Annotated in this window: 15 protein-coding genes and 6 tRNA genes; 9 read left to right on the top strand and 12 right to left on the bottom strand. The window is 62.1% G+C overall.

Annotation, left to right across the window (positions count from 1 at the left end; genetic code table 11):
* Positions 1-222: 222 nt before the first annotated feature.
* The 5 genes from AB3147_RS22020 (at position 223) to AB3147_RS22000 (ending at position 8307) form a co-directional block, all read left to right on the top strand.
* The gene (locus tag AB3147_RS22020; protein ID WP_367352958.1) at positions 223-2349 is read left to right on the top strand and encodes a type VI secretion system Vgr family protein; all 2127 of its coding nucleotides are present in this window, start codon (positions 223-225) and stop codon (positions 2347-2349) included.
* Position 2350: 1 nt separating this feature from the next.
* Entirely contained in the window at positions 2351-3238 is an 888-nt protein-coding gene (locus tag AB3147_RS22015; RefSeq protein ID WP_367352957.1) for a DUF4123 domain-containing protein, read from the top strand.
* A gap of 2 nt (positions 3239-3240) precedes the next feature.
* Positions 3241-6192, top strand: a complete 2952-nt coding sequence (locus AB3147_RS22010) for a toxin VasX (RefSeq protein ID WP_367352956.1) — start codon at positions 3241-3243, stop codon at positions 6190-6192.
* Between the two features lie 97 nt (positions 6193-6289).
* Complete coding sequence (locus tag AB3147_RS22005; RefSeq protein ID WP_175137758.1) at positions 6290-7270, top strand: DUF6708 domain-containing protein; 981 nt, start codon at positions 6290-6292, stop codon at positions 7268-7270.
* 56 nt (positions 7271-7326) lie between these two features.
* Entirely contained in the window at positions 7327-8307 is a 981-nt protein-coding gene (locus AB3147_RS22000; RefSeq protein WP_367352955.1) for a hypothetical protein, read from the top strand.
* Positions 8308-8405: 98 nt separating this feature from the next.
* On the opposite strand, the gene AB3147_RS21995 is transcribed toward AB3147_RS22000, so the two are convergent.
* Complete coding sequence (locus AB3147_RS21995) at positions 8406-8828, bottom strand: hypothetical protein (protein WP_175138166.1); 423 nt, start codon at positions 8826-8828, stop codon at positions 8406-8408.
* A 247-nt stretch (positions 8829-9075) separates the two neighbouring features.
* On the opposite strand from AB3147_RS21995, the gene AB3147_RS21990 reads away from it, so the two are divergent.
* Both AB3147_RS21990 and AB3147_RS21985 read left to right on the top strand, forming a co-directional pair.
* The gene (locus AB3147_RS21990; protein WP_056326595.1) at positions 9076-9579 is read left to right on the top strand and encodes a peroxiredoxin; all 504 of its coding nucleotides are present in this window, start codon (positions 9076-9078) and stop codon (positions 9577-9579) included.
* An 86-nt stretch (positions 9580-9665) separates the two neighbouring features.
* Entirely contained in the window at positions 9666-11237 is a 1572-nt protein-coding gene (locus AB3147_RS21985; protein WP_367352954.1) for an MFS transporter, read from the top strand.
* A 7-nt stretch (positions 11238-11244) separates the two neighbouring features.
* Here the strand turns inward: AB3147_RS21985 and AB3147_RS21980 are convergent, their stop codons facing one another.
* The 9 genes from AB3147_RS21980 to AB3147_RS21940 form a co-directional block, all read right to left on the bottom strand.
* Entirely contained in the window at positions 11245-12120 is an 876-nt protein-coding gene (locus AB3147_RS21980; RefSeq protein ID WP_367353569.1) for an EamA family transporter, read from the bottom strand.
* Positions 12117-13136, bottom strand: coding sequence for a biotin synthase BioB (gene bioB, locus AB3147_RS21975; protein ID WP_367352953.1), 1020 nt, complete (start codon positions 13134-13136; stop codon positions 12117-12119). Before bioB ends, AB3147_RS21980 begins: the two co-directional genes overlap by 4 nt.
* 252 nt (positions 13137-13388) lie before the next feature.
* Complete coding sequence (locus tag AB3147_RS21970) at positions 13389-14924, bottom strand: PAS domain S-box protein (RefSeq protein WP_367352952.1); 1536 nt, start codon at positions 14922-14924, stop codon at positions 13389-13391.
* 242 nt (positions 14925-15166) lie between these two features.
* Positions 15167-15243: transfer RNA gene (locus tag AB3147_RS21965), tRNA-Asp, on the bottom strand.
* A gap of 94 nt (positions 15244-15337) precedes the next feature.
* Positions 15338-15413, bottom strand: a tRNA-Glu gene (locus AB3147_RS21960).
* 48 nt (positions 15414-15461) lie between these two features.
* Positions 15462-15537, bottom strand: a tRNA-Ala gene (locus AB3147_RS21955).
* Between the two features lie 104 nt (positions 15538-15641).
* Positions 15642-15718 (bottom strand) — tRNA-Asp (locus AB3147_RS21950).
* A gap of 64 nt (positions 15719-15782) precedes the next feature.
* A tRNA-Glu gene (locus tag AB3147_RS21945) sits at positions 15783-15858 on the bottom strand.
* 32 nt (positions 15859-15890) lie between these two features.
* Positions 15891-15966: transfer RNA gene (locus AB3147_RS21940), tRNA-Ala, on the bottom strand.
* Between the two features lie 146 nt (positions 15967-16112).
* Here AB3147_RS21940 and AB3147_RS21935 point away from each other — a divergent pair.
* A complete protein-coding gene (locus AB3147_RS21935) occupies positions 16113-16343 on the top strand; it encodes a hypothetical protein (protein WP_367352951.1) in 231 nt (76 codons plus the stop codon).
* Positions 16344-16398: 55 nt separating this feature from the next.
* Positions 16399-17406: an aldo/keto reductase gene (locus tag AB3147_RS21930; protein ID WP_367353568.1), complete on the top strand. Its 1008-nt coding sequence runs from the start codon at positions 16399-16401 to the stop codon at positions 17404-17406.
* Positions 17407-17479: 73 nt separating this feature from the next.
* Here the strand turns inward: AB3147_RS21930 and lnt are convergent, their stop codons facing one another.
* Positions 17480-19108, bottom strand: coding sequence for an apolipoprotein N-acyltransferase (gene lnt, locus AB3147_RS21925; RefSeq protein WP_367352950.1), 1629 nt, complete (start codon positions 19106-19108; stop codon positions 17480-17482).
* Positions 19105-19995 (bottom strand): HlyC/CorC family transporter, encoded by an 891-nt coding sequence (locus AB3147_RS21920; RefSeq protein WP_175138173.1) that lies wholly within the window; start codon positions 19993-19995, stop codon positions 19105-19107. The genes lnt and AB3147_RS21920 overlap by 4 nt, the downstream gene beginning before the upstream one ends.
* Between the last annotated feature and the right edge of the window lie 40 nt (positions 19996-20035).

The following is a 20035-nucleotide window of genomic DNA, read 5'->3' as shown; positions in this document are numbered from 1 at the left end:
GCCCGATTTTCTTTGTTTGTTTTCAAGTGCTTGAGAAATGTCGGGCCATTATTGGCCCGAAAAGCCAGTGGAAAGAACACTTTTAGGCATTCGGGCAATTCAAAATTAGAGGGCTTTGCGGAAAGGTTTGGCTAAGCGGTTGATAAGAAAGAACAACGCGATCGACACGACCAAGTTGGCACAGACTTTGCGTTGGGGACATGGTCATCGCCGGAATCAGCCATGCCCATTCAATCCGATCTGCGCTTCACTTTCACCATTGGCGACAAGTCATTTGAGGTCGTCGAATTCACGCTACAAGAAGGCCTGTCCGAGACCTTCCTGCTGGAAGTGGAACTGGCCAGCTCAAATCCCGCCATCGACTTCGGTGAGGTGCTGGACCGCGCCGCGTTGCTCACGATCTGGCACGGCGACACGGCGGTGCGCTACGTGCACGGCGCGGTCTCGTCGTTCGTCCAAGGCGACACGGGCTTTCGCAGGTCACGCTACTCCGCCATCGTCGAGCCGCGTCTGGCGCGCCTCTCACTCAGTTCCGATTGGCGCATCTTTCAGTCCCAAACCGTCCCGCAGATCGCTGAGGCGGTGCTCAAGGCGCATGGGCTGACTCAAGACTACGAGCAGCGCAGCACCACCGAGCATCAGGCCCGTGAATACTGCGTGCAAGCCGGCGACACGCACTATCACTTCATCGAGCGCATCATGCGCGAGGAAGGCTTCTTCTATTCCTTCCGTCATAGCGCGGAGGGCCATCAGCTGGTCCACAGCGATCGCCTGTTCATTCATGGCCGCGTGGGCGATGAGCCGGTGCAGTACAACCCCGTCCCGGGCGGCGACCAGCCGCAACCTGCGTTGCGTCGTTTCACTTACACCGAAAGCGTACGCACCGCCCGCCAGACGCAACGCGACTACACGTTCCACAGTCCGCAATATAAGCACCAGCACAGCCGTGATGGGCAGGACCTGGATCATCAGGGCCGCCGCTACGAGCGCTACGACTATCCCGCCCGCGCGAAGTTCGACGAGGCCGGCAAGTCCTTCGTCGAAAATCGCCTGCGCGGGCATCGGCGCGATGCGCGCATTGCTCTGGTGGAAGGCGATGACCCGCGCCTGCAGCCGGGCATCTCCTTCACGCTGGCCGGCCACCCGCGCGAAGACATGAACCGCGGCTGGCGCCCCGTGCGCATCGTCCACCGCGGCATCCAACACACGAGCCAGGCCGAGGAAAGTGCACAGGCCCAGTTGGGAACGCACTATAGCTACGAGGCCGAGCTGGTCCCGGATGACGTCGAGTGGCGCGCGGAACCGCTGCCCAGACCATGCATCGACGGCCCGCAGAACGCCATGGTGGTCGGCCCGCCCAATGAAGAGATCTACACCGATGCGTATGGAAGGGTGAAGGTCCAGTTCCCCTGGGACCGTCTCGGCAAGGAGGACGAACACAGCTCCTGCTGGATCCGCGTCTCGCAGAACATCGCCGGCGCGACGTGGGGCCACATGGCCATCCCGCGCATCGGCCAGGAGGTCATCGTCTCTTACTTCGGTGGGGATCCGGACCAGCCTGTCATCACCGGCCGGGCCTACAACCGCCTGCAATTGCCGCCCTACGAACTGCCGCGCCACAAGACGCGGATGACGATCAAGAGCAAGACCCACAAGGGCGAAGGCTTCAACGAACTGCGCTTCGAGGACGAGAAGGACCAGGAGGAAATCTACGTCCACGCGCAGAAGGATCAGAACATCCACGTCAATCACGACGAAACCACCTTCGTCGGCCACGACCGCAGCGAGCAGGTGGAGCACGACGAAACCATCACCATCGGCCACGACCGCAAGGAGACCGTGGGCAATGACGAACAGGTGAACATCGGCCAGGACCGGCGGCATGACATCGGACGGGATGACTTCCTGACGGTGGGGCGCAATCACACCGTTTCCACCGCCAAAGACCGCACAGAAGAGGTCGGCAATAACCGCCGGGACAAGACCACGGCAAGTCATTGGACGAGTATCGGCGGGCACCAGGAACAGACTGTTGAGGGTCACGCCGAGTTGCAGGCCGGTCAGGCGATTCGTCATCGCACCAAGGTCTATGAGGTCGTGGCAGGGGAGAGCCTCTCCCTCGGGGGGCCGGGAGGAACCATCCGCATCGACGGTTCGGGCATCACGCTCGATGGAATCAAGATTCAGATGAAGGGGCCGATGCGCCAACAGAGCGGCGGCGCGAGTCCGATTCCGGCTCCGGTGGGCGTTCCCGCGCCGGGCCTGCCTTTCGATGTGCTGTGTATGAAGCGCAGCGATGGAAGCTGCCCGCGGTTGGACTGCCCGTGCGGCAACTTCCAGGGAAGTTGACATGTTGATGGCCCTGGACCAGGTGACGCAAGCCGAACTGCATCCGCCTTCGCTGTTCACCTTTCTGCTGCTCGAAACGGAAATCCTTGACGAGTGGCTGGTGCGCCAACCGGACTCGCCGGAGCGCTCCACCATTGGTGACTTCGTACGCAAAGTCGACTATGCCACTTCCCTGCGTTGGGTCTGGAGCGACACCGAGTACGACAGCCACCACTCGAACGGGCCGCTCTTGGTGAAATACCAACCGGATTCTCGTCTATCGGAGCGCTTCGTAGACGCCTGGGCTTCCACGGGTGGAGCGGTATTCCTGGCCTCGTCCCGTTCGATTGACGAGGTAGCGGCCCAATTGCGATCGGTCCTGTTCGTGCTGATGCCCAATGGCAACAAAGCGCATTTCCGGCTTCAGGAGGCAACCGCGCTCGCGAGCGTGTTGCGAGCGCTTGAGCCATACAGAGCCGCGGCGCTGCTGGGACCAATTCAAGAGCTGATCTGGCGGGAGAACCTCGGGCCGGAACATCAGTGGTGGTGCTATCGCCAACCAGATGGCCCGTGCCCGGTACAAGGCGGCTTCCAATTCAATCACTCAGAAATGACCGCCATCGATGCGGGGCTGACTGACCAGCACCTTCGCAGGCACATCGCGATCACCCGGCAAGCGCCCCACAGTTTTCGCGACGACCCGCGCCAGCAAACCGGTGTGTGGATGGATCACCTCAGAAGCTGGGGTTTCAAAGAACTCTCCCATCTGGACGCCGCCTTGGACGCCTTCCGTCATCCTGCTTACCGACGGTGCGCGGCGACGGTGGTTGCGCTGTTGCAGGACACGGCGTTGACACCGGGCGCCCGCGCCGCCCGGGCAATGAATCTCCTGATGACCGAAGGACACTGATCATGGCAGCAAGCACTGGCTACTGCAGCACCAACGAAAGCTGCAAGGTCCGAATCCCCTTGTTTCCGTTGCGCTATTCCGCACATCCACGGCCCAAGGGTGGCGCCGACTATGCCTATGACGCGCCGTCGCTGGAGACTGGCTTTCAGAAGCTAGACCACGCGCAGTATGGATTGCGTTGCGTGGGCGCGGGATTCGTCTATCTGTTCGACGAAACCGAGGGTACGGTGTTCGTGTGGCGGGTCAACGAAGAGAACGGTCAATTCGTCGAGCTTCTGTCCAGGTATCGCTCACTGGAAGCGGCGCTCGGGGGCTATAAACCGGGACGCTCCCTGTCCCACATCTGGGCGAATGAGCGTTCGGTAGTCCACATTCTATTGACGGACACGCTCCTGACCGAACGAAAAATCCGCGAAATCGAATCGAACCAGGACGGCATCCGGGCAAAGCTGGCAACGACCATTGACATGAAGGCTTGGGCGGACAGCGCGCCCGCCAGAAACACCTTTGCAGCAGGTCGACTGGGTGAACTGGTGGAAGAGTTCAAGGGCACTGACCTCAGCTTCTCGCCCTCGCGCATCAGACATTCGACACCTTCCGCTCAATCATTGGTGCCGGGCATGAAAGCGGTAGCGCCCACCAAGCAGATCGCGGTCGTCATGCACGACAACATTGCGCTGGTGCAGGATCTGCGCGGCATGTTCCATGTATCTCGCTCGGAGATGGAGGCTTACAACTCGGCACCTGATGCTGCAAGCAAGGGCGACGATATCCAGCGCTATCGCAAGACGATCATCGCGCGGTTGATTGGGCGGATCTACGAGGCAGCCTATGCAAACAGCAAGGGAATAAATCTGCAGGATGAGGCGGGTCAGGAGAAGCTCGACAAGGCACTGAAGCGCGATGTCTACGAGTACGAGTACAAGCGCAAATGGTTTGAAGACAACCTTGCAGTTCAGGAGCGCGAACCGGCGAGGTATCGGCCGTCTTCGTATCCCAGCGCCAAGGCCCAGCTGGATGCCATGCCCAAAGACCCAGTAGGCCAACGGGCGGCAGTTCTAGCGCTCAATGCCGAGCGCTATTCCAGGCATGTGAAGGAAGACGAGCGGGTCGCCTACTTGAAGAATTTCGAGCGCGAGCTGGAACAGCGGCACATTGCCGTGCTGGACCACAAGAATGACCGCTGCGCCTGGTTGAAAAGCTACCGGCAGAGTGCGAAACCTGCGGACTTTGGCGCAACTTTTCTGCGCTACGACCTTACCGACCCAGTGGCTTCAACCAGCCATGCCACGGCCTTCAGCCATTGCATCGAAGGCATGATCTGGGGCACAGCAACGACGCCCGCCGGCAAGAAGGACCACGAAAGAGCGCTGTTCGGAGAATGGTGGGCGTTGCCATGGAAGCAAAACCCGATCCTGGAGAACTTGGGGCATGACAAAGGTTTCGGGGACACGCTTGTGGAAAACAAGGCTGACGTGCTCGTGGATACGGCGGCCGGCAAGGTGTTTGCAGGCCTCGTGAGATTCGTGGCTGTTCAATACCTTATGGAGCAGGTCGGGGTCTTTACCTTGACCCGTGCCCCGAATTGGCGCGGCGCGGTCCGAAATAGTGTGGATGCCCTTATTCATCGGTTGGCAGGCACAGGCAGTGAGGCTGACGCCGCGCATTTGCGTGGCCTGCTCGAAGAACGCTACGGGGATCGCATCGTCGGGCGCCGACTGACGCTCGCGGAGGGCTACGCCCGGCTAGGACAAGTTCCGGGTGTTCGAGGGCTCACTGCTGAAGGATCAATTGCCCAACATGCCGGAAATGAAATTGTCCTTTTGGAATGGGAGCGTTTGACGCCGCTTACGCGATATGCGAATCCCTTTTTGCAGGTGTTTGAAGGGGGGGCGGCAAGCGGCGTTGCGGTGCTCAGCATTTGGAATCTCATGAAAGCTATTGAGGATTTTCGAGACGGCTCGGATATCCTCGACGTAGCAACACAGTCGAATTTGGTTGCGGCCGTACTGGGTACGGCGAGTGCATTGAACGGTGCGTTGATATCAACGCGCGCGCTGGCACCGGTCATGTTTGAGAATGCCTCAGTTTTGGGTGGCGCACTTCGCGCGATGGCGAGTACTGGCGCGTTGCGCTACTTCGGTTATGGAGGTGCTCTAGCTGATGCAGCCACCAATTGGCTTAAGGCGTACAAACAATATCAGATCGGAAATACTAGCGCCGGTACGTACTACGCAATGGCGGGCGCTGGAATGCTTTCCGGCGGAATTGCATTGACAAATGCTGGTGCCGGAGCAATGACTACGGGCATCGGACTGGCCGGCTCTTTCCTGGGTATTCCAGTTTGGGGCTGGATTGTGGCGGGAGTCATTCTTCTTGGATTGGGCCTTTGGTGGCTGTTCAAAGGGGAGGACGCCCGGTATTCCGATCTGGAGTTTTGGCTGAACGATGGCACATTCGGCAGGCGCTCATTGTTGGGACGCGAATCTGGCGTCGTGTACCCCTCGCTTGACGCAGAAAACAAGGCCTATGTCGAAATACATTACGCGCCCAAAAAGTCCGACAGCGAATGGAAAATTTTCGCACTTGATACTTTGGTGAGCCCAGTTGGCACGGTGGGGGTAACGACAACTTACTCGCCCCGGCTAGTTGTTGAAATTGCATACCCGCTAGAGGGAGAAATTCTGCCCCTGCATCCAGTCTCGGCCAGGGGCGCAATGTCTCCCAGGGTCTCGGGCGGCTCCGAAATGAATTTGAAGATCAGGCAGGATCGCCGGAAGCCACTGGCCTCCGGCGGGACGCTGCTCACCTACGCTATTTCCGGCTTGCGAAGCGACGTCGATTTTGATTTGGCATTGATCGCCGAATACGTACCGAAACTATTAGGCGAGCCGTTGTCCTCCACGTATTCCTTTGCCAATGAGGACGTCCCCTGGTATTACCGATCGGAGTGAGAGTAGAGAGATGTTGGAGCAGTGAGCATGCAAAAGATGAAGTTGCCTGTTTGCGAGTGTCTATCCCAAGGCTGAGTGATTGCGACGGAGCACATGAATGACAATTGGACGCAAGCAGCGCACGGTGCCGAACACGGAAAAGAGCTGGGTATACAGCCGCGTAGACGCACTGCGAATTGATGACCCGCCTCTGGGCATCGCCCCTGCCGCGGATAAGAATTCCATGAAGATGACGGAAGACTGTCTATTCATTCGGACCGCTTCTGGTTCCCTCTATGGCGGCCGGGGAAGTATGAGTTGGTGGGCGGTCATCACGTCGGTTTTTGTTTGGGCGCTATTTTCCCTGTTTGAGTTTGTGAATTACACAAAATCAGTTTCGAAAGGCACGTTTCACGGCGATTTTTTGGAGTTTTATTTGCAAAATTGGTATGTGTCGTTCGGCATGAGTCTGTTCATGCTCATCGGATCCTCATGGATTTTTGTCCCGTGGCGCCGCCAGCTACCCATCGTATTTAACCGAAAAACAAAAACTATCAGTTTTGTTCATGAGAAAAATGTCGTTTCCGAGGATTGGAGCAAGATCCAGGTCTACATTAAAGACGTCACCACCGCCACAGCCGGCGGAGTTCCCATCAATGAGGGAATTCTCTGTTTGGTTCTTCCTCGTTGGGGGCCCAACGGAAAGCAATTGCGCGCCGTCGTCATGGGCACCCAGGACGCGCCGGCAGCGATGGCGAAGCGGGGTATTTACGGCGCGGCAATGGTCTGGGAGTACATTCGATTGTTCATGCGGGAAGGCGCGGCTGCCGTTCCAGCTGCGGCTCCATCTATGGCGTATCGCCTCGAGCGCCCACTTGACGCCTTCCGGCATTTCAATCCACTGAAGATGCTGCGCGTGAAGATCTGGTGGTATCCGATTGCCGTTCCCTTTTTTCTCTTCGTCGCATTGCCGCTGGCGCCCGTTGCGATCATCGGAGACTTGCTCTACTACGCACTCGACCGCGTTCTACCACGCCGTAAGTGGCCGCAGGGGTTAATCGAGGCATGCGATAACGTTTGGGACGGGCGGGGAGACTGATGAAAAATGCAGCCGTCTCGAGAAAATAATGCAGCCTCCTTTATGGCCGCCTAAGTATGAATCGGCATACAGTTCCAAAAGAAGAGCGCAGCGTTTTCTTCACGCGTGTTGACGCCTTGCGTCCATCTGATCCGCCGTTGGCGGTTTCCGCTGCGGCAGACAACAACGTGATGAGGATCTCCGAGAACTGCCTGTTCATGCGTACAGCGTTTGGCAGCATGTTCGGAGGGCGGTACGGAATCAGTTGGTGGGCGACGGTGGCGGTTCTTTTTTTATTTGTTCTGTTTTCAGTCGGAACTTATGTCGCCTATGTTCACCAGCGCCAGTACGAGGGGTATGGCGGCGGCGTGTCGGCCTTCTTTATGGAAAACTGGGATGTGTTTATTGGAGCGCCTGTCGCATTCGCATTTGCGTGCATCTGGTTGTACATACCTTGGCGGACGCAGCTTCCAATCATCTTCAATCGCCGAACCCGCAAGGTCAGTTGCTTCGTTCAGGGGACGTGGGTCAGTCAGCATTGGGAGGGGCTGGAGGCTTACATCAAGGACGTGACTACCTTTGCGGCGGGAGGGGCTCCAATCAACGAAGGGGTGTTGACGCTAGCCTTGCCTTATTCGATACAACATAGCCAGCGTATCAATCAAAAACTCCGCGTCGGCATAACCGGCACACAGGACGACGCTCAAGCAATCATCAACCGCGGCATCTATGGGGCGGCGCAGATTTGGGAGTTCATCCGCCTTTTCATGCGGGAGGGGCCTTCCGCATTGCCTTTAAGCAGCGCGCGAACCCCGTATTCCATTTCCCACTCCAGTGAGGCAGTGCGTCATTTCAGTCCGTTGAAGGTGCTAAAGGTCAAGCATGCGGCTTGGTTGCTGTTCGCAGTTCCGTTCTTCATCTTCATCGCGTTGCCGGTGGCGCCGATGCTTATGTTGGGTGACATTTCATACATGTGGCTCGACCGCATGTTGCCACGCCGGCAGTGGCCGCAAAAACTCATCGACGCCTGCGATGGCGAATGGGATGGACGGGAATAAGAGTGGCCGCAGGGGCTGATCGAGGCATGCGATAACGTTTGGGACGGACGGGGAGACTAAGGCTTGCCCAGTCTCGTTCTGGACACCGTCTCCGCTGCCTACCGAGCCTTCTCCCCCGGCAGCCCATCACTAACCTCAGCCAGCGCCCGTTTCATGTCCTCATACTTCATCACCCGCTCGCTCTGAAACCCGCCCAGCACCCCCCGGCACCCATCCACCCCAGACCGCTTCATCTCCTCCATCATCGTCGTCCCATCGGCCTGCCCCTTTGCAAACGCAGCATCGAAGCCGCCCGTCGGGAATCCATATTCCTCGGCATAGCGTGTGAGATTCTTCCGAGCCGTCTCCTGATGCTGCGCCAGGTCAGGCTCTGAAGCCCCGCAAGCACGCGCCGCGCCATTGGACGCGCCAGCGGCGATAACGAAAGAGTCGTATTGGGCCTGCTCAGCCGCATCGGGAGCCGCCCACGCCGGGGCAGCAGCGGCTAGCGTCAATGCCAGCCCGGTAAGGAATTTGCGCATCGAAAGTCTCCCGGTGAAGCCCTCCGCAGCGGTCAGCCTCTCGCGGCTGCGGCGGGCGTTGTCTACCACGGCATTATGGCAATCGCGCGTTTCCTCGCCGTGTACTCGCCGTGTGGAGTCGTTTCGAACTGTTCATCTTCTTTTCGCCTTCCGCCAAAGGCAGCAAGCCGGGCGCGCTCGAACTATGATGGGGGCTGTGAGGCAGTCCTGCCTCAATGCATTGCCCCCTTTCATTCTGGAGATCTACATGACGATCAAAGTCGGCGACCGCGTGCCCGATGGCACGTTGACCGAATTCATCGAAACCGAAACCGCCGGCTGCTCGCTCGGTCCCAACGCGTTCCAGGTCGCCGACCTGACTCGCGGCAAGACCATTGCGCTGTTTGCCGTGCCGGGCGCCTTCACGCCCACCTGCTCGGCCAAGCATCTGCCCGGCTACGTCGAACAGGCCGCTGCCCTCAAGGCCAAGGGCATCGACGAAATCTGGTGCGTGTCCGTCAACGACGCCTTCGTCATGGGCGCCTGGGGACGCGAACAGAAGACCGACGGCAAAGTCCGCATGCTGGCCGACGGCTCCGCGCTGTGGACCAAGGAACTCGGCCTGGAACTGGACCTCGTCCAGCGCGGCATGGGCGTGCGCTCGCAGCGCTACTCCGCCCTGATCGTCGACGGCGTTGTGAAGCAACTGAACGTGGAAGCGCCTGGCAAGTTTGAAGTCAGCGACGCGGCCACCATGCTCTCGCAAGCCTGATCTCCGCAGGTTCCTGTTTTACCGCCAGTGTTGCGGGCCGCCCCGGCGGCCCGCGGCGCTGAAAGCCAGCAGCGGTTGTCGACGCCATGCTCTCCACGATCTCATCGTTTTCGTCGCTTTATTTTGCGACCTTGCTGATGCTCATCGGCACGGGTCTCTTCAACACCTACATGGGCCTGCGGCTGACCGCCCAGTCCGTCAGCGAAGTGTGGATCGGCACCTTGATCGCCGGCTACTACCTCGGGCTCGTGTGCGGCGCGCGGCTTGGGCACAAGCTCATCATCCGCGTCGGCCACATCCGCGCGTTCGTCGCCTGCGCGGCCATTGCCACCAGCATGATCCTGGCGCAGACGCTGGTCGAATCCATGCCCCTGTGGCTGGTGTTCCGCATCGTCTCCGGCATCGTCATGGTGACCGAGTTCATGGTCATCGAAAGCTGGCTCAACGAACAGACCGAAAACCACCAGCGCGGCCGCGTTTTCTCTGTCTACATGGTCGTCTCCGGCCTGGGCACCGTGCTGGGCCAACTGGCGCTCACCGCCTACGCCACGCTGGACCTGCGCCCGCTTACCCTGGTCGCCATGTGCCTCGTGCTGTGCCTCGTGCCGCTTGCCGTCACAGCCCGGTCCCACCCGCCCACGCCGCTGCCCGCGCCGCTGGACGTGAAGTTCTTCATGCGGCGCGTGCCGCTGTCCATGACCGTGCTCTTCGTGGCGGGCAATCTGTCCGGCGCGTTCTACGGCCTGGCCGCGGTGTATGGCGCCAAGAATGGCCTGTCCACATCGCAGGCCGCCATCTTCGTCGCGGCCGCCGTGACGGCGGGTCTGTTGTCGCAGTGGCCGATGGGATGGCTGTCCGACCGCATCAACCGCGCCGGCCTCATCCGCTTCAACGCGTTGTTGCTGGTCCTGCTGCCTGCCGTCATGTGGGGCTGGATCGCGTTGCCGTTCTGGGCGCTGGTCGCCATGTCCTGCGTCTTCGGCATCCTGCAGTTCACGCTGTACCCGTTGGGCGCGGCCTTTGCGAATGACCACGTCGAATCGGAAAGACGAGTCAGCCTGTCGGCGGTGTTGCTGATGACCTATGGCCTGGGCGCCTGTGTGGGGCCGATGATCGCGGGCTTCATGATGTCGCTGGGCGGACCCGCCATGTATTACGTGTTCATCTCGGCGTGCGCCGTGATCCTGGTCTGGCAGGTGCGGCCCACGCGCGTCACCGGCGCGCACCAGGTCGACGAGGCGCCGACGCATTTCGTACCGATGCCGGACACGCTGCAAAGTTCGCCCGCGGCGGCGGTGCTGGATCCGCGGGTGGATCCCGAGAACGACATCGCCATGGAAATGGTGCAGCCGGATCCGTCCGCAGCGCCGGCGCCGCCGGAGCCGGTGGCCGAGGCCGCATCGGTGGATTCGGCGGCGGGGCAGGGCGGAATGGACGCGTCGGCGGATACGGCTGCGGGAGCGGGAGGCGGATTCGACGCGATGCTGGATTCGATGTCGGACCCGACACCAGACCGTGTATCGGGCTCCGCATCGACTGCCGCATTGGACGCTGCATCGACCGCAGCATCAACCGCAGCATCGGGCGCCACATTGGACTCCACATCGGACGCCGCATCAGACGCGCACCCCGAACGCCAGCGCCGCACCGGCACCTGAAGCGCCCCTACCAGGGCGTCATCAGCAAAATGGCGGACAACGCCAGCGCAATGCCCAGCACGTTCACACGCGTGAGCGGTTCACGGAACGCCAGGGCGCCCACCAGGGTGCCCAGCGTGATCACTCCCATATTCATCGACGCGAACACCAGCGCGGGGTGCTCGGGCAGCGACTGGTGCGCGCGCACGTAGGTCAGGATATTGCCGAAGTTGGCCAGCCCCAGCGCCACGCCCGCGGCCAGATGCCGCGCCTGCCAGCGCACGCGGCGCCGCAATAGATACGCAAGCATCAGCGCGCCCGCCATCAGGAACGTCAGCAACAGGCTGCCCGCAAATGCAGTCCCCGTGCGGGCAACCTGCTTGAACAGGATGTCGATCACGCCATAGCCCGCCCAGACCACCAGCGGCCAGAGCCACATCGCGCGCCGGTCCTCGGCCGCCGTGGCTTCGGATAAGCGAATGCGCGGCGGTTGGCGCAGCAGGCAGAAGAGGGCGGCGAAGGCTAGCGCGATGGCCGCCAATTTGCGCCCCGTGACCGGTTCGCCGAACAGGGCGAACGCGGCCAGCAGCGGAATGAACAGCGACAGGCGCTGCGCGGCATCGCTGCGTACGATGCCGGCATGCCGCAACGCGGCCGCCATCGCCAAAAAGACGCTCGGCAGCAGCACGCCCAGCGCGGCCAGCACCAGCCAGGGCGTTTGCGGCGCCAGCAGGCGCGCCGGATCGGGGCGCAGCACCAGCCAGCAGAGCAGGGCGGCCACGGCGTAGTTCATCGCGATCGCCTGGCGCACGTCGATCTGCCAACGCCGCGCCAACTTGAGCATCACGGCGACCGTGACGCTGCAGGCCACGCTGGCCGTCAGATAAAGAAGACCTGGCGTCAACGGCATGCCGCCTCCTGATGGCGGTCGTGCGCGGCGGCATCGACCCGCATGCCCAATCGGTCGAGCAGGCGCTGGTCGGCCGCCATCTGAGGATTGGCGGTCGTCAGCAGCGCGTCGCCGTAGAACATGGAATTTGCGCCCGCCAGGAAGCACAGCGCCTGCATCGCATCGTCCATCGTCTCGCGCCCGGCCGACAGCCGAACGGCGGCGCGCGGCATTGCAATGCGCGCCACGGCGATAGTGCGCACGAACTCGAAGGGATCGAGGGCTTCGACATCGGACAACGGCGTGCCTTCCACCTGCACCAGGTTGTTGATCGGCACGGACTCGGGATAAGGCTCCATGCTGGCGAGCTGGGCGATCAGGCCGGCGCGTTCGCGGCGCGATTCGCCCATGCCCACGATGCCGCCGCAGCACACGCTGATGCCGGCGTCGCGCACGCGGTCCAGCGTGTCCAGGCGGTCCTGGTACGTGCGCGTGGAGATGATCTTGCCGTAGAACTCCGGCGAGGTATCCAGGTTGTGGTTGTAGTAGTCCAGGCCCGCGTTCTTCAATTGCTCGGCCTGGCCGTCCCGCAACATGCCCAGCGTCACGCAGGTCTCCAGGCCCAGCGCCTTGACCGCGCTGACCATCTCGGCCACGGCGTCCAGGTGATGCGGCTTGGGACTGCGCCACGCGGCGCCCATGCAGAAGCGCTGTGCGCCGCCGGCCTGCGCCGCGCGGGCCGCGGCGACCACGTCTTCCAGCGGCATCAGCTTGTCGGCGTCCACGCCGGTGTCGTAGTGCGAGGACTGCGGACAGTACGCGCAGTCTTCGGGACAGCCGCCAGTCTTGATCGACAGCAGGCTCGACAACTGGATCACGTTCGGATCGAAATGGGCGCGATGCGTCTGCTGCGCCCGGTGCATCAAGTCCATGAACGGCAGCTCGTAGAGCGCCATGATGGCGTCGGCGCTCCAGGCCGAGGCCGGCAGGCGCTTGGGCGATGTCGGGACGGGAATGTACGCAGTCTGCATGGTCGGTGGCTCCTTCGTTCGTGCCGCGGATCTCGCCGGTGGCCTGGTGGCCTGGGCTGGATCGGCGGATCGTAAGAAGGGGCGGCCTATTTGCGCAATGCGTTCGATATCGGCGGATTTAGCGCACGGTTGGAAACCGATTCAAAGAAAATGGCCGCTTTTGAGCGGCCAGTCGTCCTAACGCGGCGGCATCTTCGGCGAAGCGAAGATGCAGGATATTTTGATTCAAATTGTAAAAACGTAGCAAGCCGTTCAGGACTTGCCCTGCTTGTCCCGGTTGCGCGCGCTTTCGTGACCGGTGATGCCGCGGTCACGAGCCCAGACGATGGCGGCGCTGCGTCGGTGCACGCCGATCTTGCTGTAGATCGTGGCCACGTGATTGCGCACGGTGTTGCGCGACAGCTTGAGCGCCTTGGCAATGCCGTCGTCATCGTGACCCTGGCAGAGCAGGCCCAGCACCTCGCGCTCGCGCGACGTAAGCTGCGCCAGTTCCGCCACGTCGCGCGTCGCGGGGGCGGGCTGGCGCAGTTGCGCCAGCTTTTCGATGATGCCGCGGCTGAACCACGAGGTGTCCTGCATGACCGCCTCGATGGCCGTCAGCAGTTCGGTCTCGGAGCGCTTGCGCTCGGTGATGTCCTGCATCACGATCAGGACGCGGCGCAGCCCGCCGATCATGACGGGCTCGGCGGACACCAGGCAGTCGAGCTCGCCGCCGTCGCGCGCAATCATCACGGCTTCGCGGTTGCGCACGCTTTCGCCGCGCTTCAGGGCGGCCAGCATGCCTTCGTACGGCCGCAATCCCAGTTCGACGAGGTCCTGCTCTGCCTTGTCGTCCAACGTCAGACCCGTGGCGGCGGCAAAGGCATCATTGAGGTTCAGCACGTTCAAGTTGACGCCGTCGCAGACGGCCATCGGCACAGGGGCAAGCTGGAAGGCTTTGGAGAAGCGCTCTTCGCTTTCGCGCAGGGCCTCTTCGGTGCGCTTGCGGCCCTCCAGGTCGATGAACGTGAAAAGCATGCAGGGCTCGTCGTGCATGTCGATGGGCTGGCCTGCCACCACCACGAACTTGGAGGTGCCATCGGGCAGCTTCAGCACGCCCTCGCGCTGCGGAATGGTCTCGCCTTCATTGAGCCGAGCCACAGCCGTTTCTTTGTCGTCGCTCCCGTCCAGCACATCGATTTCATAAGCCGACTTGCCCAGCACCGCGTCGCGCGAGTAGCCGGTCATTTCCAGGAACCCCTGGTTCACCTTGACGTAGCGCAGGTCCGACAGCCGGCAGATCAAGGCGGGAGCCGGATTGGCCGAGAAGGCGCGTTCAAAGCGTTCCTCGGCGTTGATCTGCGCGGTCTGGTCGTGCAGGATCAGGACGCGATAGGGCATGGGGCCGCCATCGTCCAGATTGAGGCCGCGCGCAAGCAGGTTGCGCGTGAATTCGTCGTCGTCTTTACGGGTCAGATCGAGCAGCAGGTCTTCGAATTCTTCGCCCGCCGCCAGCCGGTCCAAGGGATACTGTCGCGCCGGCACGCGATGATGGTTGCGATAGGTGAGCGTATATCGCTTGCGAAAGCCCGCGGGCGTGCCGCCCAGGTCTTCCATTGATTCGGCGCCGTGCAGCGCAAGTGCGCTGGCGTTGGCCCAGGCTATCGAGCCATCGGCCTCAAGCAGGATGATGCCCTCGTTGAGGCCCGCGATGATGCTCTGCAGGTGTTGGCGATGTGCTTGGGGTGCGGCGTCGTTGGGGGTCACGTAGGCCTCTTTTTTCTTCGCATGGCGTGTACGCGCAAGCATGAAGCCGCGCGCCGGTGCTGTCCAGAGGTCAAAAGGGAGGAGTCTCGCGGAAGGGGTACAACGAGAGGGGATTGCACCGCGCGAATGGCGGCGCCGGACAGCCCATGCAAAAGCATATGCGAAAGCAAAACCAAAATCGCAGAAATCAAAAGCACAAAAGCAAAAAGCTCCGGAATCCGGAGCTTGAGATGCGTGTACTTCAAATGCGTGCTGCGAGCAGCGTTCGGTAAGCGCAAAGTGCTTGGCGGAGCGGACGGGGCTCGAACCCGCGACCCCCGGCGTGACAGGCCGGTATTCTAACCAACTGAACTACCGCTCCGCAGCGGCTTACTGATGACTTCAACTTCTGTACTGCGAACTTCTTTACTGCGGCTGTGGTGTCAAGACAGCTTGTACTGCATGCCAGATGAAGCTGGCGTCCCCTAGGGGATTCGAACCCCTGTACTCACCGTGAAAGGGTGATGTCCTAGGCCTCTAGACGAAGGGGACCTGGAACCAACAAGTCTACTACTGTACTGCGTTACTACTGAACTGCACTGGTGGAGGTAAGCGGGATCGAACCGCTGACCTCTTGCATGCCATGCAAGCGCTCTCCCAGCTGAGCTATACCCCCAGGGCGTCCTGCTGTTCCAAACTTCAAACAACAAGGTCTCACACTTATAAAACAAAAAAGCCCCGAAAACGGAGCTCTTGAAAGACTCTGAGCGAGAGAGCTTTTGGCGGAGCGGACGGGGCTCGAACCCGCGACCCCCGGCGTGACAGGCCGGTATTCTAACCAACTGAACTACCGCTCCGCAGCGGCTTAACTCAACTACATAATCACTTCAACTGCATCACTAATACTGCATGCCAGTAGACTGGCGTCCCCTAGGGGATTCGAACCCCTGTACTCACCGTGAAAGGGTGATGTCCTAGGCCTCTAGACGAAGGGGACTTGGACTTGCTGTACTGCTCTTCGCTTTGGACTGGTGGAGGTAAGCGGGATCGAACCGCTGACCTCTTGCATGCCATGCAAGCGCTCTCCCAGCTGAGCTATACCCCCGTTTCTCTAATCAATTCCTTCAACGTTTTTGCTTGAAACGCGCCGGTTAGAGCGCGTTTTTTGCTGTTTCGTTGCCGGTTTTGTTTAGTGCCGTTGGCGAAGAAACGAGATTATGCACGAACTAAATTGGGCGTGCAAGTCGCTTCATGGCAAAAAGCAAAAAAGTTGCGAAAAAAGAGGGTTGGATGGGCATTTTGAGGGCGGATTTAGCGCTGCATTGGTTGCCGAGCGAGCCTGCGATTGATGCGGAAATCAATGAAATCAAAGACTTGTGCAGGTGCTATCGTGGATGGAAAAAATTTTTTCGGCGTGTGGAATTTTCCACGCGAGGGCAGCGCGGAAAGTTGACGCGGATCGGCAAGGAAATCGACACATGAGCACTTATCCATGAGCAGCACAGGCTTTCCCACTGTCGCTCTGGGGCGCACGGACATGAACATCACGCGCATCGGCCTGGGCGCTTGGGCCATGGGCGGCAACGGGTGGGCGGTGGGCTGGGGGCCGCAGGACGACACCGAATCCATCAAGGCGATCCGGCACGCGATCGACCGCGGCATCAACTGGATCGACACCGCCGCGGTTTACGGCCTGGGCCATTCCGAGGACATCGTGCGGCAGGCGTTGGGCCAGATGCCCGCCAGCGAGCGTCCGTACGTGTTCACCAAATGCGGCCTGACCTGGTCGCCCGAGCAGCCACAGGCGATGCCGCGGCGCACCGGCGCGCCGTCCAGCATTCGCCGAGAGCTTGAAGGGGCGTTGCGGCGGTTAGGCGTCGAGCGGATCGACCTCTATCAGATGCACTGGCCTGCGGGAGACGGCACGCCGCTGGAGGCGTACTGGCAGGAATTGCTGGATCTGAAGCAGGCCGGGAAAGTCCGCGCGGTGGGATTGTCGAACCACAATCTTGCCCAGTTGCAGGCGGCGGAACACCTGGGGCATGTAGACACCCTGCAGCCGCCGTTCTCGGCGATCCAGCGCGCCGCGGCTATCGACCTCATTCCCTGGTGTGCGGCTAATGGCACGGGCGTGATCGTCTACAGCCCCATGAATTCGGGCTTGCTGACCGGCAAGTTCAGCGCCGAGCGTGCAAGGGCGTTGCCGCCGGACGATTGGCGGGCGCGGCACGCGGATTTCCGGTCGCCCGAGTTGGAGCGCAACCTGGCGCTGGCCGATGCCTTCAAGCCTATTGCGGAGCGGCACGGCGCCACCGTGGCCGCCGCCGCAGCGGCATGGACGCTGGCGTGGCCGGGTGTGACGGGCGCCATTTTGGGGGCGCGCAGCGCATCGCAGGTGGACGGACTGATCGGCGCGGCCGAGCTGGAGCTGGATGCCGACGACATGCAGGCGATTGCAGACGCGATTGAAGTCACGGGAGCGGGGAACGGCCCGCTGCGCCCGCCCGACGAAACAGGCTCGCTGCCCGCGAACCTGTTTGCCTGAAGGAAGTCAGCCGCGCCGGGAAATCAGCCGCGCGGGGACGTCGGTGCTGCGTGGAATCAGCCGGACCGTGGATTCAGCCGCGGCGCGGGCGGCGGGCGCTGCCCACGGCCGCGATCAGCGCCAGACCGATCAGCGCCAGCGCGGTCTTGTCCCCAAAACGCGCGTAGGGCGTGAGCCCCGTCATGCCCTGCACCGATACCGGCAGCACACCCGCCTGCAGCGGTGCGAGTTGGGCGGCAACCTGGCCCTTTGCGTCGATGGCGGCGGTGATGCCGGTGTTGGTGGCGGTCAGCATCGGGCGCGCGGTCTCGATGGTGCGCAGCCGGCCGATCTGCAGATGCTGCCGCAGCGCCCAGCTATCGCCGAACCAGCCCAGGTTGCTGACGTTGACCAGGATGGTCGCGCCGGGCTCGCCGTCGGGGCCGGGCTGCAAGGCGGGCAGCAGGTCGGGACCGAAGAGGTCTTCGTAGCAGATGTTGAACGCGATGTGCTGGCCGCCGACGGCAAACGGGGTCTGGCGTTCGCCGCCGCGATCGAAGTCGCCCAGCGGGATGTTCAGCATTTCGACAAACCAGTGAAAGCCGGGCGGCACGTATTCGCCCCACGGCACCAGGTGGCGCTTGTCGTAGCGCATGGCGGTGTTGCCGCGCACCAGCTGTTCAACGAACGTGGCGCCGTCAAAACCGATGACACTGTTGGTATAGCGCTCGCGGCCGTTGACGCGGTCATGCAGCGGCACGCCCATCGCGATGACGGTGTTGCGTTGGCCGGCCAGGTCGCGCCAGACTTCCCAGACGCGCGGATCGAGCTGGTCCTGGAAGATGGGCACCACGGTTTCCGGCAGGATCACCAATTGCGGCGCGGGCACGCCGGGCGCCGCGGGCAGGGCCGTCAGCTCCAGATGGCGCCGCAGGCTTTGCTCGAGGAGCGCAGGATCGAATTTCTGGGATTGCCCGATGTTGCCCTGCACGAGCCGCACGTTGAGCGGGTCGCCAACCGGCGCCGACCAGTCGATGCGGGACAGTGGCCAGCCCGCCGCAGCAAGCGCCACCGCGACGCCAGCGGCCAGCGCGTGGCGCGGACCCATGCCCGCCGCGCGCGAAGGCTGCCACAGGCTTGCCGCCGCCGCCGCGACGAATGCGGCCAGGAATGCCATGCCGTGCACGCCGAGCAGCGGCGCCCAGCCTGCAATGGGGCTGTCGACCTGCGCATAGCCGATGTTCAGCCACGGAAAGCCCGTGAGCAGCACCGAACGCAGCCATTCGAAGGCGCCCCACATCGCAGCCCAGGCCAGCGTGGCGGCCAGGATGCGGGACGGGGGGGAATCGGCGGACAGCGGCGCGTAGCGGCGCGCCAGCGCATTGGCGGTCGCGGGAAACAGGGCCAGGAATGCCGACAACGCCAGCACGGCCGCGACAGCCAGCGGTGCGGCAAGATCGCCGTAGCGGTGCAGGCTGATGAAGATCCAGTACAACCCGAGCGCGTAGCTGGCAAAGTTGAAGAGCCAGCCGCGTAGCCACGCCTGACGCGCCGACGGCGCATACAGGGTGACGCGCGCCAGCACGGCCAGCGCGGCGATCTGGGTGAACGCCAGCGCCCATCCGGGCAGCGGGCCGGGGGCAAAGGTCAGGGCGTGGACGGCGCCCGCCAGCACGAGGCCGGCGGCGCCACGCAAGAGTCGGCCGCGCGGGGTGCTGGTCATGCGTCGGTGGCGGGTGCTTCGGACTGGGGTGTGGCCAGGCGCTTGACGCGCAGCCAGATGGCCCGGCGGGCGTCGCCGCGCGCCACTTCAAGGCGCAGGCCGTCGAAATCAGCGTGGTCGCCGCGGCGCGGAATACGGCCCAATTGGCCGCCCATCCAGCCGCCCACGCTGTCGTACTCGTCGTCGGGCAGTTGGCAGCCGAACACTTCGTTGAAGTGCGAGATGTCGGTGGCCGCGAGCACGCGCCACTGGTTCTCGCCTTCGGGGAAGATGGAATCTTCTTCGGTTTCGTCGAACTCGTCTTCGATGTCGCCGACGATCTGTTCCAGCACGTCTTCCATCGTCACCAGGCCCGAAATGCCGCCATGCTCGTCAATGACGATGGCCTGGTGGTTGCGGCTGGCGCGGAACTCGTGCAGCAGCACGTTCAAGCGTTTGGATTCGGGAATGAAGACGGCGGGGCGGACCAGCGTGCGCATTTCGATGTTGGGCTCGAGCATGCAGCGCAGCAGATCCTTGGCCAGCAGGATGCCGATAATGTTGTCGCGATCACCCTCGTAGACGGGGAACCGCGAATGCGCGGTTTCGATCACCGAAGCCACCAGGTACGGGATGGGCTGCGTGACATCGAGCAGATCCATGCGCGAGCGCGGGACCATGATGTCGCCGACAGTGCCTTCGGACACGGCGAGCGCGCCCTTGATCATCTTGTACGACTCCGCGTCGAGCAACTGGCGTTCGTGCGCGGCTTCGAGGACGGCCTTGATGCCTTCGCGGTCCTCGGGCTCTTTGCGCACAAGGGAAAGCAGGCGGTCTAGGAGGGATTTGGTGGCGGGCTTGGTAGAGCGAGCAGGCGTCGCTTCGGGAGCAGGGTAAGGGTCAGACATCGTCCGGGAGGACAAGTTAGGGAGGAGCCAGCATAACCGA

The sequence above is a fragment of the Achromobacter animicus genome (assembly GCF_040775605.1).
Taxonomy (GTDB): Bacteria; Pseudomonadota; Gammaproteobacteria; order Burkholderiales; family Burkholderiaceae_B; genus Achromobacter; species Achromobacter animicus.
Note: the sequence above shows the minus strand (reverse complement) of the source record. Positions and strands in the feature narration are given on the sequence as shown.

Coding starts and splice junctions, on each gene's coding strand:
- AB3147_RS22005 (WP_175137758.1), top strand. CDS start 6,290: ATGACAATTGGACGCAAGCAGCGCACGGTGCCGAACACGGAAAAGAGC.
- AB3147_RS21995 (WP_175138166.1), bottom strand. CDS start 8,828: ATGCGCAAATTCCTTACCGGGCTGGCATTGACGCTAGCCGCTGCTGCC.
- AB3147_RS22020 (WP_367352958.1), top strand. CDS start 223: ATGCCCATTCAATCCGATCTGCGCTTCACTTTCACCATTGGCGACAAG.
- AB3147_RS21935 (WP_367352951.1), top strand. CDS start 16,113: ATGGCAAAAAGCAAAAAAGTTGCGAAAAAAGAGGGTTGGATGGGCATT.
- lnt (WP_367352950.1), bottom strand. CDS start 19,108: ATGACCAGCACCCCGCGCGGCCGACTCTTGCGTGGCGCCGCCGGCCTC.
- AB3147_RS21930 (WP_367353568.1), top strand. CDS start 16,399: ATGAACATCACGCGCATCGGCCTGGGCGCTTGGGCCATGGGCGGCAAC.
- AB3147_RS22015 (WP_367352957.1), top strand. CDS start 2,351: ATGTTGATGGCCCTGGACCAGGTGACGCAAGCCGAACTGCATCCGCCT.
- AB3147_RS22010 (WP_367352956.1), top strand. CDS start 3,241: ATGGCAGCAAGCACTGGCTACTGCAGCACCAACGAAAGCTGCAAGGTC.
- AB3147_RS21990 (WP_056326595.1), top strand. CDS start 9,076: ATGACGATCAAAGTCGGCGACCGCGTGCCCGATGGCACGTTGACCGAA.
- AB3147_RS21985 (WP_367352954.1), top strand. CDS start 9,666: ATGCTCTCCACGATCTCATCGTTTTCGTCGCTTTATTTTGCGACCTTG.
- bioB (WP_367352953.1), bottom strand. CDS start 13,136: ATGCAGACTGCGTACATTCCCGTCCCGACATCGCCCAAGCGCCTGCCG.
- AB3147_RS21920 (WP_175138173.1), bottom strand. CDS start 19,995: ATGTCTGACCCTTACCCTGCTCCCGAAGCGACGCCTGCTCGCTCTACC.
- AB3147_RS22000 (WP_367352955.1), top strand. CDS start 7,327: ATGAATCGGCATACAGTTCCAAAAGAAGAGCGCAGCGTTTTCTTCACG.
- AB3147_RS21970 (WP_367352952.1), bottom strand. CDS start 14,924: ATGCTTGCGCGTACACGCCATGCGAAGAAAAAAGAGGCCTACGTGACC.